Source organism: Pannonibacter sp. SL95 (genome assembly GCF_026672425.1).
Taxonomy (GTDB): Bacteria; Pseudomonadota; Alphaproteobacteria; order Rhizobiales; family Stappiaceae; genus Pannonibacter.
Map to the genome: position 1 here is coordinate 409,757 of NZ_JAPPRC010000004.1, position 13,436 is coordinate 423,192.

A 13,436-nucleotide genomic window follows, 5' to 3' on the forward strand; every position below is an offset into this window, starting at 1 on the left:
ACGTAAGCAACGTCCTCCCGGTTCACGGCAGCAATGTGCCGGGACCATGAAAGCTGTTATGGCCGGAATCCGAAGCCGGGTCCATATTGCGCTGTGCCTCGATGCTGGCGCGCGGCCAGGTGATGCGCACGATGGCGCCGGTCTCGGGCGGGGCTCGGTTTTCCATCGACAGCCGTGCACCGGTCCGTTCAAGCAATGTTTTCGCGATAAAGAAGCCAAGTCCGAGGCCGCCACCGGGATGGTTGACGGCACTCCGCGCGCCGCGCGCCGAGATGTAAGGCTCGCCGATCCGCGACAATACGTCCGCGGAAAATCCGGGTCCGTCGTCAGTGATGATGATGCGCGCGGTCCGGGAATCCCAGCTGCAGGTGATCTGGACGGTCGATTTGGCAAAGTCGACGGCGTTCTCGAGCAGATTTCCAAGGCCGTAGCGGATCGCCGGATTGCGCGAGCCTACGGGCTCGGAGCCTTCCCCGCTCATGGCGACCTTGATTGCGATTCCGAAGCCGCGATGCGGCTCGACCACTTCCTCGATCAGCTGCGACATTGGCATGCGCTGGAAGTGCATGTCCTTGTCGCTGGACAGGGTCGTCAGCTGGCGCAGGATATCGCGGCACCGTTCGGCCTGCGAGCGGATCAGGGCAACATCCTCGGCGCGTGGATCACTCGGCTCGAACTCGCGGCTGAGTTCCTTCGCCGTCAGGAAGATTGTGGCGAGCGGCGTGCCAAGCTCGTGCGCGGCGGCGGCGGCAAGGCCATCCAGTGCGTTGAGATGCTGCTCGCGCGCCAGCACCAGCTCACTGGCGGCCAGGGCATCGGCAAGCTGGCGTGCTTCGACCGCCACACGGAAGGCATAGGCCGCCATGAAGGCAAGCGAGCAGACCAGCGCGATCCAGATGCCGACCGAATAAACAACAGGCAGCGCAAAGACGGCCGTGTCTGGCCAGGGCAGCGGCAGGTGGAAAAATGCAATCGCTGTCGCGCATGCGGTCGCCAGCAGGCCGAGTGCAAGGGTCAGGCGGCCGGACAAGCCGGTCGCCGATACCATCACCGGGGCAAGCAGCAGGAAGGCAAAGGGATTGCCCAGACCGCCTGTGAGATAGAGCAGCCCGCACATCTGAAGGATGTCATAGGCAAGCTGGACAGCGGCGGAGCGGTCGGACAACCGCAGCGCCGACGGGGAACGGATTTTCAGGAACACGTTCACCCAGGCGGACAGCGCCACAAGCGCGAACGCAGGGGCAACCGGCAGCGGGTAGCCGAGACCGAGATGGACAATCAGCAGGGCAACGGTCTGTCCGGCCACAGCCAGCCAGCGCAACCGCACCAGGGTGTCGAGTTTCAGCCGGCGGTGGGCAAGGAGAAATCCGGGTTCAGCAGGTTCTGTCATGGATCAATACCTGTGCCGGATTTGCTGCCATGGCAAGGCCTGTCCTCTTGTCTCGCCGGTCTTGAACGTGCTAGCCACCCGAACAAGATCTTCTGCCGGCTCCCCGCCGCAGCGGGCAAACTCAGGCGCCACCCCGGTCGGGGTGGCAGGCGATAGACGGAACCATTGACGATGACCGACATCAATGACGGCGGCGCCGCCGCACCGGAAGACAACAACGGCATTCCGGGCATGAACATCCTGGCCCAGTACATCAAGGACCTGTCCTTCGAGAACCCGAATGCTCCGCGTTCGCTGGCCCAGGGCGACCAGCCCAAGCTCGACATCGCCGTCAACGTCAGCGCCCAGCCGATGGGCGATGGCCAGTTCGACGTCGTCCTGTCGCTGAACGCCCGCGCCGAGCGCGATGATTTCCTGATGTTCAACGTCGAGCTGGTCTACGGCGGCTTCTTCCGCATCACCGGCGTGCCGCAGGAGCACCTGCATCCGTTCGTCATGATCGAATGCCCGCGCATGCTGTTCCCGTTTGCACGCCAGATCCTGGCTGATGCGACGCGCAACGGCGGTTTCCCGCCGCTGATGCTGGACCCGATCGACTTCGCCCAGCTGTACCGCCAGAACATGTCCCAGGAAGCGCCGCGCGCCAACTGAGCTCGACAGTCCCGCTGAAAATGAAAACCCCTCCTCGGGCGATGACCTGGGGAGGGGTTTTTGCTGTCTGATGCCGCTGCTTCAGGCTCCGCGCATCATGTGCCGGGCAACACTCGGCGAGAGCCGGTTTATGGCAGCAAGCAGTTTCACCTTTTCCACCAGCACCTCTTCCCGGCCTTGGGCGATCGCCTTCAGGACATCGCTTGCGGCGGCTTCCGGTGCGTATTTCCGCATCTTGTTCGGACGCGACAGCGTGGTGTCGACGAGTGTCATCAGCACATCGAACACCCGGATCTTCAGGTGCCTGGCCCGGCATTGGTCCCTGAGGGCGCGCGAGAAGTGCGACAGGGCTGCCTTGGTGGCGCAATAGACCGCCGCATCCTTCTTGGGGGCGATCGCCAGTCCGGACGAGATGTTGACGATGGCCCCACCCCGCGGGCAGCGCGCCAGCGTTGGCAGGAGCAGGCTGCTCAGTTGCAAAGGCGCTGTCAGGTTGATGGCGATCTCTTCGGCAATGTCGCTTGCCCGCGTTTCGGCAGGTTCGGTGAGATCATCATGACGCATGATCGCGGCGTTGTTGATCACGACGCTCAAATCCGGATGCTCTTCCCTGACCCAGCCCGCGATGGCTGTGGCAGCTCCGGGATTGGCTAGGTCCACATCCAGCGTGAAAACCTGGTCCGGGTAGAGAGCCGCCAGCTTCTGGAGCGCATCGGCATTGCGGCCGACAATCAGAACCCTTGCGCCATGACCTGTCAGTTGACGCGTCAGCTCGCGGCCGATCCCGCGTGCTCCGCCGGTGACCAGAACCGTGCGATCAGACAGATCGAACATCTCAAACATGCAAGCCTCCTGTAGCCTTCGGTCCGGCGCGGCCATTCGTGCTGGACACCTGCCACTAGAAATGTGAGTAATTACTCACTTTTCTCAACTCGCAATCGGGAGCGATCTTGAGCACGGCCTTGAAGCCCAGAAAACAGCCGCGCCAGGATCGCAGCCGAGCAGACGTGCGACGCGATCCACGAGGCTGCAGCTCGCATTCTGGAAGAGGACGGGACCGCCCGGTTCACTACGAACCGCGTCGCAGAACGCGCTGGCGTGTCGATCGGCTCGCTGTATCAGTACTATCCATCCAAGGAGGCCATCCTTGCCGGATTGATCCGTGCCTTGCGCGCCGAGTTGCTGGAAGATCTGCGGGGTGCGATCGATGGAGCAGCCGGGCTTTCCTTTGCAGCGGCTGTCGAAGCTGTGCTGAAGGCAAGCCTCTACCATCACACACGACGGCCTCAGCTGGCCCATGCCCTGGAGCAGCTGGAAACGGGTTTGCCGCTCGACGCGGAGACACTGGAGCTGAAGCAGCGCATTCGCGTTCTGATCACGGGCTTGCTGCAGGAGTATGGTCTGGAAGACGTCGACCAGACGGCCTTTGACCTGATCGCGATCACGCATGGCCTGGCGCAGGCGGCAACGATGTCGGGCGAGACCGACATGGACGCTCTGTTCCTGCGCCTGCGGCGGGCGGCTTTCGGCTATCTCGGACTAGACTGGCGCACACCGCCGGCCTGAGCTCCGCTGCGCGGCAGTCTTCTGTCCTTCCATCAAGACACAGACCCGGTTCCCTCGAGAGCGGGTGGGTCTAGCGGCCGCCAAGACCGCCGGCGAGCATCGCCGAAAGATAGACTTCGAACTGGCTTGCCCTGGGTTCATTGCGCTGGCCGCGCGGCGTCGCGGGCAGGCTGTCGCCTGCATGATCACTGAAAATGCGCCCGATGCGGGCAAGACGGGCGGAAACGGGTTCGCGCATGACATGCTCCTTTTGGGGATATGAGGCCCGGCCGGTGCCTCTTCAGGCCGTTCGCCGGAGCCAAACCGGGACGGACCATCGCCGTCCCCTTGTTAGCCAGATAATCACGCACTGAGTGCGTTTGCACCCCTCGACAATGAGCGTCTGGGCAGCGTTGCGTGCATGGCTCTGCCGTGCCTGGCCACAGTTGGCTTGCCATTTCTTCAGCACCATGGCGGACTCGCGTTGACAGGAGCCCCGCCCGCCCCCTACATCCAAGCCCCGGACCTTGCGCGGCAGCCGGTTCCTGTGCGGCCGCGCTCAAGCTCAGAACGGGCGCAACCCGCAGCGGGTGGCCCGCCACAGGATGGAAAGCCGTATGACCGAGACGCGCATCGACCGCCGCTTCAAGGCCTGCGCCGAGAAGGGCCGCCCGGCCCTGGTGACCTTCATCACCGCCGGTGACCCTGACCTCGCCACGTCGCAGGCCGTGCTGGACGCTCTGCCCGCCGCCGGTGCCGACGTGATTGAACTGGGCATGCCCTTCTCCGATCCCATGGCGGAAGGCGTTCCGATCCAGCGCGCCACGCAGCGCGCCCTGGCCGCCGGCCAGACCATGGACAAGACCCTCGACATGGTGCGCAAGTTCCGCCAGTCGGACCAGGACACGCCGATCATCCTGATGGGCTATTACAACCCGATCTATGTCCGCGGCCCGGAAGCCTTCGTGGCGGAAGCCAAGGAAGCTGGCGTCGACGGTCTCATCATCGTGGATATTCCGCCGGAAGCCGATGACGAGCTCTGCATTCCGGCGATGAAGGGCGGGCTGAACTTCATCCGCCTCGCCACGCCGACCACCGATGACCGCCGCCTGCCGGCCGTTTTGAAGAACACGTCCGGTTTCGTGTATTATGTCTCGATCACCGGCATCACCGGCACCGCCTCGGCGGATCCGGAGCGCGTTGCGGCGGCTGTCGGCCGGATCAAGTCGCACACGAACCTGCCGGTCGCCGTCGGCTTCGGTGTGAAGACAGCGGATCAGGCCGCAGAGATTGGCCGCAACGCCGATGGCGTCGTGGTGGGCTCGGTGCTGGTCGAGGCGATCCGCGAAAGCCTGGATGCAAACGGCAAGGCAACGGACCGCACCGTTGCAGCCGTCACTGACCTTGTGTCGTCGCTTGCCGGCGGCGTGGCTCGCGCCCGCTGAGGCAGGACCCAAAGACCGATCAACAACGGACGGATTTTGCCGTGAACTGGATCAACACTGTCGTTCGGCCGAAACTGCGCAGCTTCCTGTCGCGCCGCGAGATGCCGGAAAACCTCTGGATCAAGTGCCCGGAAACGGGCGAGATGGTGTTCCATCGCGATCTGGAAGCCAATCTCTGGGTGGTGCCGAATTCCGGCTTCCACATGCGTATGCCGGCGCGCAAGCGCCTGGACGCTTTCTTCGACGGTGGCAGCTACGAGCGCATTGCGACGCCGGGCGTGACCGTCGATCCGCTGAAGTTCCGCGACACCAAGAAGTATGTCGACCGCCTGAAAGAGTACCGCACCCGCTCCGGCGAGGAAGACTGCGTCTATGTCGGCCGCGGCAAGGTTGAAGGCATGGACTTCACCGCTGCCGTGCAGGATTTCGACTTCATGGGCGGCTCGCTCGGCATGGCGGCCGGTGAGGCGATCTTGACCGGCATGCAGGCAGCTGTGCAGGCGAACACGCCCTTCGTGCTGTTCGTCGCCTCCGGCGGCGCGCGCATGCAGGAAGGCATTCTGTCGCTGATGCAGATGCCGCGCACCACGGTCGGGGTCCAGATGCTGCGCGAGGCGCGCCTGCCCTATATCGTCGTGCTGACCAACCCGACCACGGGCGGCGTGTCGGCCTCCTACGCGATGCTGGGCGACGTGCACATCGCCGAGCCGGGCGCCGTCATCGGCTTTGCCGGCCGCCGCGTGATCGAGCAGACGATCCGCGAAAAGCTGCCGGAGGACTTCCAGAGCGCAGAATACCTGCTCGACCACGGCATGGTCGACATGGTGGTGAAGCGGCACGACATGAAGTCGACCATTGCCCGTCTCGCCGGCATCCTGATGAAGCGCCAGATCGAGCTGCCGGAAATGGACGGTCCGGCGACGACCGAGGCCGCCTGACGCTCCGGATGACCTGAAATCCGGGACGGCCCGTCGTGAATTGGACACGGCGGGCCGTTCCCGTTTCTGCCGCTTGTCAGGACCTGTGCGCCTCTATATGCGAAACCTGTATCAGGCCTCTCCTGGGTTGAACGGCCAGGGGACGTGTTGAAGCCCAAGGGGCACCATGGACCAGATTACCGCCATCCTTGACCGTCTGCTTGCCTTGCACCCGCTGCAGATCGACCTGTCACTGGACCGGATGCACCGGCTGCTTGCGGCGCTGGGCAACCCGGAGCGCGCCATGCCACCGGCAATCCATGTTGCCGGCACGAATGGCAAGGGGTCGGTCACCGCGACCATGCGGGCGATCCTGGAGGCCGATGGCAAGCGCTGCCATGTCTACACTTCGCCGCATCTCGTCCGCTTCAACGAACGCATTCGCCTCGGCAGCACGGGTGAGTTCGTCGATGATCCGCGCCTCATCGCTGCGCTCGATCGCTGCGAGCGGGCGAATGACGGCAATCCGATTACCTTCTTCGAGATCACCACGGCGGCCGCGCTGCTACTCTTCGCCGAGGAGCCTGCGGATGTTCTGCTGCTGGAGGTTGGACTGGGCGGCCGGCTGGACGCGACAAATGTCATCGATGCGCCCTTGGTGTCGGTCATCACGTCCATTTCCCATGATCACGAGAAGTTCCTTGGCAACACGCTGACGGAGATTGCCGGCGAGAAGGCTGCGATCATCAAGCCAGGCTGCCCGTCCGTTTCGGCCGAGCAGGTGGACGAGGTCTCGCGGGTCATTGACCGCGCCGCCGCCCGCGCAAAGTCGCAACTCGGCCGGTTTGGCCAGGAGTTCACGGCGCTGGCCGACAATGGCCGCATGGTGTTCCAGGACGATGAAGGCCTGATCGATCTGCCCTTGCCGCACCTGCCCGGTGCCCACCAGATTGGCAACGCGGGTCTCGCCATTGCGGCGTTGAAGGCGGCCGGTCTGCTGCCGACGCCGGAGGTTATCGCCCGGGGCCTGAGGGAGGTCCGCTGGCCGGGCCGGCTGCAGCTGCTGCGCCAGGGTCCGCTGTTCGAGAAATGCCCGGCTGGCGCCGAGGTCTGGGTCGATGGTGGCCACAATCCGGGCGCTGCGCTCACCATTGCTGCCTATATGGGGGAGCTGGAAGAGAAGAGCCCAAGGCCGCTCTACATGATTTCGGCCATGCTCACGACCAAGGATCCGATCGGTTTCTTCCGCGCCTTCGAAGGGCTCGTGCGGCATGTGGGAACGGTGCCGATCAATTCCACCAATGCCGCCCGGGATCCGTTCGAGCTGGCCGATTTTGCCCGCACGGCAGGGCTGGAAGCCACACCCTTTGACAGTCTCGATCTGGCACTGGCGGACATCCGGGCCTGCGCAGCCAGGGATGGCGAGCCGCCGCGCATCCTGATCTGCGGCTCGCTCTATCTGGTCGGGGATGTTCTGGCCGCAAACGGCACCCTGCCCCGCTGACGCGGGACAGGTCTGCTTGGGCGGCAGCTCAAGGCAACCGCTTACGCCGCAAATTGATAGTAGGACATCGAGAGCGTGCCATATTCGTAGCTGCGATGCAGAAGCTCGCCCTTTGCGCCGGCACCACCCGCGCCAAGGGCAAAGAACACCGGCAGCAAGTGTTCTTCCGTTGGATGCGCCAGCCGAAGCTGCGGATTGGCTGTCAGGTCCGTGATCTTCTCCGGCGTGCCAGTCAAGAGCCCCTGATCCAGCCAGTCGTCGAAGGCAACGGCCCAATCGGCAGCCGGTGTCGTCTTCGGCATGATCATCCGCAGGTTATGCGTCGTGCTGCCGGTCGCGAGGATCAGCACACCTTCATCCTTCAGCGGGCTCAGCGCCGCGCCAAGCTCCAGCATCTGTTCCGGGCCATAAGTCAGGGGCAGGGACAGGGCGACGACGGGAATGTCAGCATCCGGGAAAGCGAGGGACAAGGGAACCCACGCCCCGTGATCCAGTCCCCACGACGCATCCACAGACGCCGCGATCCCTGCTGTCGTCAGCCGTTGCATCACGTCGGCAACCAGTGCTTTCGGTGCGCTCGCCGGATACTGGATTTCGAACAGCGCCCTCGGAAAGCCGCCGAAGTCATGGATGGTGCGCAGCGGACCCGGGGCGGACACGCGCAGGCCTTCGGTTTCCCAATGCGGCGACAGGACGATGATCGCCCGCGGCCGTGGCAGGCTGTCGCCCAGCGACTTCAGATACTGATGCGCAGCGCTGTCTTCGATGGCCAGCATCGGAGACCCATGCGCCAGAAACATCGGGGCAAAGGTGGAAGCTGAATGGGGGGTAATCGCAGACATGACAGACCTCGGGGTCAACAAGCATGGGCCTAAGGTAGTTCGGCGTCAGGCGTGAATAAATACCCGTTTCTGCCAACTGATCGTTCACTAGACGAAAACAGTAGTGCCGATCTGGGCCGCGCCGGCGCAAGCGTCTGATCGATCCTTCGTGTTCGCCCTCTTGCACTGGGGCGCCCGACCTGCCAGCAAGGCGGAAACACATCATATGGAGCCCCTTGATGACCGTATCGGTTCAGATCCAGCGCCTTGCCCATGGTGCTGACCTTCCCCTGCCCGCCTATCAGAGTGCTGACGCGGCGGGGTTTGATCTCAGCGCGGCCGTCGAAACGGACCTTGTGCTGGCGCCGGGAGCCGTAGCGCTGGTGCCTACGGGCCTTGCCATGGCCATTCCGCGTGGCTTTGAAGGCCAGGTTCGCCCACGGTCAGGCCTTGCCGCCAAGAATGGCGTCACCGTGCTGAACACCCCCGGGACCATCGACGCGGATTACCGCGGCGAAGTAAAGGTCATCCTGATCAATCACGGCAGCGCCGCCTTTACGGTGACGCGCGGTATGCGCATTGCGCAAATGATCGTCGCGCCGGTGCTGCAGGCCGCGCTGGTCGAGGTTGGCAGCCTCGATGAGACGGACCGTGGCAGCGGCGGTTTCGGATCCACCGGCACAGCCTGAATGGTCCTTGCCATGCCTTGCTCAGGAGCACGGCATTTGCCGAAGACCGAAAGCGGCGGGATGAACATTTCCTGCGCCTTGAAACTTTGGAACGAGCCTTCTCGCCTTGCCTCAGCGTTGCGCCTAGGCTCTGATCACAGTCAGAGGCAGCGCGCCTGGCGCGCAGGTCCCTGCATCAGGAGAAGATGATGTCCGACAAGAAGCCCGGCCGCGGCCGAATCTATGGTTCGATCACCGAAACCATCGGTGATACCCCGATCGTGCGCCTTGACCGCCTCGCCGAAAAGCACGGCGTAAAGGCCAACCTTCTGGCCAAACTTGAATTCTTCAACCCGATCTCGAGCGTCAAGGACCGTATCGGCGTTGCCATGATCGAGGCGATGGAAGCCGACGGCCGCATCCAGGCTGGCAAGACGACGCTGGTCGAGCCGACGTCCGGCAACACCGGCATCGCGCTGGCCTTCGTCGCGGCCGCCAAGGGCTATCGCCTGATCCTCGTCATGCCGGAAACCATGTCGGTCGAGCGGCGCAAGATGTTCAAGATCCTGGGCGCGGAACTCGAGCTGACCGAGGGCCCGAAGGGCATGAAGGGCGCCATCGCCCGCGCGCAAGAACTGGTGGACGAGATCCCAGGCGCTGTCATGCCGCAGCAGTTCGAAAACGCCGCTAACCCTGAAATCCACCGCCGCACCACGGCCGAGGAGATCTGGAACGACACCAACGGCGGCGTTGATGTCTTTGTGTCCGGTATCGGCACCGGCGGCACCATCACCGGCGTCAGCCAGGTGCTCAAGGCGCGCAAGCCGGGCCTGCATGTGGTGGCCGTCGAGCCGGCCGACAGCCCGGTCCTCTCCGGTGGCAACCCGGGCCCGCACAAGATCCAGGGCATCGGTGCCGGCTTCGTGCCGGGCGTGCTGGACACATCGGTCTTTGACGAGATCGTCAAGGTCAGCAATGACGAGGCCTTCGCCATGGCTCGCGAAGTCGCCCGCACCGAAGGTGTTCCGGTCGGCATTTCCTCCGGCGCGGCCCTGACCGCCGCCATCAAGGTCGGCCAGCGCGACGAGTTTGCCGGAAAGACCATCGTGGTGATCATCCCATCCTTCGCCGAACGCTATCTGTCGACGGCACTGTTCGAAGGTCTGGAGTGAGAGAGTACAAACCTTCGCCTCGCAGTTTCGCGTGGCGAAGGTTTGCCTAGGAAATCAAGCAGCAGTTGGCGCCGGGGACAGTTTTTCAGTCCAGCTGCGCCAGCAGGCGTCGGCTGTCTCCTGCCGGTCCCTGTCGACCTCGACAGCAAGGCGCCAGTGGCCCGCGTTCTCGTAGGCCTTCATGGCGTAGTCTGCGAGCACTGGGGGAATTCGGCCCTCACCCAGCTCCCGTGTCGTTGTCTTTTTCTCCAGCAACGCGTCGATTTCGTCGCTCGCATCTGACGGGATCGCGATCCCGGCGCGCAGCTCATGAAAGTTCATTGGTGGGTAAACAGCATCTGGATGCGTATCCAGCCACTGAACAGCAAACAGCGGACGCAGCATGTAGAATAGTTTCTTGAGAGCGGTTGATTCCGGGTCCTTGAAGCACCGTTCCACATGTTCACGGCAGAGGTAATAGTAGTGACGGCCAATCAGGTTGCGGTCGCCAATTTCCTTTGCGAGATCGAGCATTTGCGAACGGAAGCCAGACAATTCGCGATAGGCGAAGGGCGAGTTCAACCACTCGATGATAACGGCATTGCCCTTGAGCAGCAGCCGGATTGCTTTTGCCAGCTCCCATCCATTGACATCAAAAATCGCGGTTAAAGGGTCTTCAATGACATCGCGTTTGGGAAAAAGCGTGAACGTCTCCGCAACTGGTCGGACAAAAACAAAACGGCAGTCATAGTCGCTGTCCGGCGACGGGAAGCCCCAAGCCCTGCTGCCGCTTTCTATCGCAAATGGGATCGAGACGTTCTCGCGTTTGACGATCGCATCCAGGCGCGCTTGGATTTCGGTGACGATACTCTCGTCCATTGAATTGTTCCTGTGTTCCTGACGCGGTGATTGGCAGGACTTTGTTTCGCCACCCTCAATTCCAAGAGTGGCGAAACAGACTCTCGAACCGGCCAGCGCCGGAAAGCTCACGTCACATTATACGCGGCCACTGCTGCCATGTTGACGATGTCGCTGTCCTTGGCGCCCATCGGCACGATCTGCACCGGCTTGTCGAAGCCGACGAGCAGGGGGCCGATGACGGTGGAGCCACCCAGTTCCTGCAGCATCTTGGTCGAGATGGATGCAGAGTGGAACGCGGGCATGATCAGCACGTTGGCTGGACCCGTCAGGCGGCAGAACGGATAGGGCGCCATCTTGTCCATGTTCAGCGCCACGTCGGCGGCCATTTCCCCGTCATACTCGAAGTCGACGCGGCGACGGTCGAGGATGCGCACGGCTTCCTGCACCCGCTCGGCACGCTCGCCCTTCGGGTGACCGAAGGTGGAATAGGCCAGCATGGCCACGCGCGGCTCATAGCCAAGGCGCCGGGCCACATGGGCTGCTTCCTCGGCGATGTCCGCCAGCTCCTCGGAGTTCGGCATGTCGTGCACGGTTGTGTCGGCGACGAGCACCGTGCGGCCGCGGGCGAGCACCAGCGACACGCCGATGACGCGGTGGCCGGGCTTGGTGTCGATGCACTGGCGCACAGTGTCGAGGGCGACGGAGTAGTTGCGGGTGATGCCAGTCACCATGGCGTCGGCATCGCCGCGCGCCACCATGATGGCACCCCAGTAGTTGCGGTCGTTGTTGACCATGCGCTGGCAGTCGCGCAACAGATAACCCTTCCGCTGCATCCGGCCGTAGAGATACTGGGCGTAATCGGCATTGCGGGTCGAGTTACGTGCATTCTGCAGGCGGATGCCGGGGCGGTCGATATCGATGCCGGCACCCTGGGCCGCTGTCCGGATCTCGTCTTCACGGCCAATCAGGATGGCTTCACCGAGGCCCTGGTTCACGAAACTCACGGCGGCGCGGATCATCGGCTCCTCTTCGCCCTCGGCAAAGACAACGCGCTTCGGCATCTGGCGAACGCGGGTGAAGATGCGCTGCAGCGTGCCAGCCACAGGATCGCGCCGTGCCGACAGCTGGTGCCGGTACTGATCCATGTCGATGATCGGCTTGCGCGCCACGCCTGAGTCCATGGCGGCCTGGGCCACGGCCGGAGGGATCGTCGAGATGAGCCGGGGATCGAACGGCACCGGGATGATGTATTCCGGCCCGAACTTCGGCCGGTTGCCGCGATAGGCCGCCGCTACCTCGTCCGGCACTTCCTCGCGTGCGAGTTCGGCCAGAGCCCGGGCACAGGCCACCTTCATGTCCTCGTTGATTGTGGTGGCGCGCACATCCAGCGCGCCGCGGAAGATGTAGGGGAAACCGAGGACGTTGTTGACCTGGTTCGGATAGTCGGAGCGGCCGGTGGCGACGATGGCGTCATCTCGGATTGCGGCAACCTCCTCCGGGGTGATCTCCGGATCCGGGTTGGCCATGGCGAAGATGATCGGGTTCGGTGCCATGGCGCGGACCATGTCCTCGGTCAGCGCGCCCTTGACGGAAACGCCGAGGAACACATCCGCGCCCTTGAGGGCCTCATACAGCGTCCTTGCGTCCGTGCGCACGGCATGGGCCGACTTCCACTGGTTCATGCCCTCGGTGCGGCCCTGGTAGATGACGCCCTTGGTGTCGCAGAGGATGACATTCTCATGCGGCACACCCATGGCCTTGACCAGTTCGATACACGCAATGCCGGCTGCGCCCGCTCCATTGCAGACCACCTTGACGGTCTTCATGTCGCGGCCGGTCAGATGCAGCGCGTTGATCATGCCGGCAGCGGCGATGATCGCGGTGCCGTGCTGGTCGTCGTGGAAGACCGGGATGTCCATCAGTTCGCGCAGGCGCTGCTCGATGATGAAGCAGTCCGGCGCCTTGATGTCCTCAAGGTTGATGCCGCCGAAGGAGGGCCCGAGATAGCGGACCGAGTTGATGAAGGCGTCGACTTCCTCGGTATCGACTTCCAGGTCGATGGAATCCACGTCGGCGAAGCGCTTGAACAGCACGGCCTTGCCTTCCATCACCGGCTTGGAAGCCAGTGCCCCCAGATTACCAAGGCCGAGGATGGCCGTACCGTTGGAGATGACGGCAACGAGATTGCCGCGCGTGGTGTAGTCGAAGGCACGGCTCGGATCCTCGGCAATGGCGCGAACCGGAACTGCAACGCCGGGCGAATAGGCCAGCGACAGGTCGCGCTGGGTGGCCATCGGCTTGGTCGGGGTGATTTCCAGCTTGCCGGGTTTGCCTTCCTGGTGGAACAGAAGCGCTTCCTGTTCGGTGAAACTGATGCCGGTCTTCGGTGTCTTCTTCTTGTCGGACATGGCCTTTGGGATCCTCTGGAGCATGCGTCGGGCTGCGGGCGGCCGGGCATAGCCACGCCGGGGGGATGCAAACCT

Annotated in this window: 13 protein-coding genes; 7 read left to right on the forward strand and 6 right to left on the reverse strand. The window is 63.5% G+C overall.

Annotated features, from left to right (window positions below):
- Window positions 1–22 precede the first annotated feature (22 nt).
- Window positions 23–1,390, reverse strand: coding sequence for an ActS/PrrB/RegB family redox-sensitive histidine kinase (locus OVA12_RS12430; protein WP_268137757.1), 1,368 nt, complete (start codon window positions 1,388–1,390; stop codon window positions 23–25).
- A 171-nt stretch (window positions 1,391–1,561) separates the two neighbouring features.
- Between OVA12_RS12430 and secB the strand changes: the two genes are divergently transcribed.
- The gene (gene secB, locus OVA12_RS12435) at window positions 1,562–2,041 is read left to right on the forward strand and encodes a protein-export chaperone SecB (protein ID WP_268137758.1); all 480 of its coding nucleotides are present in this window, start codon (window positions 1,562–1,564) and stop codon (window positions 2,039–2,041) included.
- A gap of 81 nt (window positions 2,042–2,122) precedes the next feature.
- On the opposite strand, the gene OVA12_RS12440 is transcribed toward secB, so the two are convergent.
- Window positions 2,123–2,884 carry an SDR family oxidoreductase gene (locus tag OVA12_RS12440; RefSeq protein ID WP_268137759.1) on the reverse strand — a complete coding sequence of 254 codons (762 nt, stop codon included), beginning with the start codon at window positions 2,882–2,884 and terminating at the stop codon, window positions 2,123–2,125.
- Between the two features lie 174 nt (window positions 2,885–3,058).
- Here OVA12_RS12440 and OVA12_RS12445 point away from each other — a divergent pair, with 174 nt between their 5' ends.
- Window positions 3,059–3,607 (forward strand): TetR/AcrR family transcriptional regulator, encoded by a 549-nt coding sequence (locus OVA12_RS12445; RefSeq protein ID WP_268138699.1) that lies wholly within the window; start codon window positions 3,059–3,061, stop codon window positions 3,605–3,607.
- A gap of 70 nt (window positions 3,608–3,677) precedes the next feature.
- On the opposite strand, the gene OVA12_RS12450 is transcribed toward OVA12_RS12445, so the two are convergent.
- On the reverse strand, window positions 3,678–3,845 hold the full coding sequence (locus tag OVA12_RS12450; RefSeq protein ID WP_268137760.1) for a hypothetical protein: 168 nt from the start codon (window positions 3,843–3,845) through the stop codon (window positions 3,678–3,680).
- Window positions 3,846–4,203: 358 nt separating this feature from the next.
- Here OVA12_RS12450 and trpA point away from each other — a divergent pair, with 358 nt between their 5' ends.
- The 3 genes from trpA to OVA12_RS12465 all read left to right on the forward strand — a co-directional run bounded on the left by trpA (window position 4,204) and on the right by OVA12_RS12465 (window position 7,452).
- Complete coding sequence (trpA, locus tag OVA12_RS12455) at window positions 4,204–5,031, forward strand: tryptophan synthase subunit alpha (RefSeq protein ID WP_106754437.1); 828 nt, start codon at window positions 4,204–4,206, stop codon at window positions 5,029–5,031.
- Between the two features lie 41 nt (window positions 5,032–5,072).
- A complete protein-coding gene (gene accD / locus OVA12_RS12460; protein ID WP_268137761.1) occupies window positions 5,073–5,969 on the forward strand; it encodes an acetyl-CoA carboxylase, carboxyltransferase subunit beta in 897 nt (298 codons plus the stop codon).
- 166 nt (window positions 5,970–6,135) lie between these two features.
- On the forward strand, window positions 6,136–7,452 hold the full coding sequence (locus OVA12_RS12465; protein WP_268137762.1) for a bifunctional folylpolyglutamate synthase/dihydrofolate synthase: 1,317 nt from the start codon (window positions 6,136–6,138) through the stop codon (window positions 7,450–7,452).
- Window positions 7,453–7,493: 41 nt separating this feature from the next.
- On the opposite strand, the gene OVA12_RS12470 is transcribed toward OVA12_RS12465, so the two are convergent.
- The gene (locus tag OVA12_RS12470) at window positions 7,494–8,294 is read right to left on the reverse strand and encodes a DODA-type extradiol aromatic ring-opening family dioxygenase (protein ID WP_268137763.1); all 801 of its coding nucleotides are present in this window, start codon (window positions 8,292–8,294) and stop codon (window positions 7,494–7,496) included.
- Window positions 8,295–8,512: 218 nt separating this feature from the next.
- On the opposite strand from OVA12_RS12470, the gene dut reads away from it, so the two are divergent.
- Together dut and cysK are read left to right on the forward strand one after the other, a co-directional pair.
- Window positions 8,513–8,962, forward strand: coding sequence for a dUTP diphosphatase (dut, locus tag OVA12_RS12475; RefSeq protein WP_442793866.1), 450 nt, complete (start codon window positions 8,513–8,515; stop codon window positions 8,960–8,962).
- A 185-nt stretch (window positions 8,963–9,147) separates the two neighbouring features.
- The gene (gene cysK, locus OVA12_RS12480; RefSeq protein WP_268137765.1) at window positions 9,148–10,113 is read left to right on the forward strand and encodes a cysteine synthase A; all 966 of its coding nucleotides are present in this window, start codon (window positions 9,148–9,150) and stop codon (window positions 10,111–10,113) included.
- Between the two features lie 54 nt (window positions 10,114–10,167).
- Here cysK and OVA12_RS12485 read toward each other — a convergent pair whose 3' ends face one another.
- Window positions 10,168–10,971, reverse strand: a complete 804-nt coding sequence (locus OVA12_RS12485; RefSeq protein WP_268137766.1) for a nucleotidyltransferase domain-containing protein — start codon at window positions 10,969–10,971, stop codon at window positions 10,168–10,170.
- A gap of 107 nt (window positions 10,972–11,078) precedes the next feature.
- Window positions 11,079–13,361, reverse strand: coding sequence for an NADP-dependent malic enzyme (locus OVA12_RS12490; RefSeq protein WP_268137767.1), 2,283 nt, complete (start codon window positions 13,359–13,361; stop codon window positions 11,079–11,081).
- Window positions 13,362–13,436: the final 75 nt, after the last annotated feature.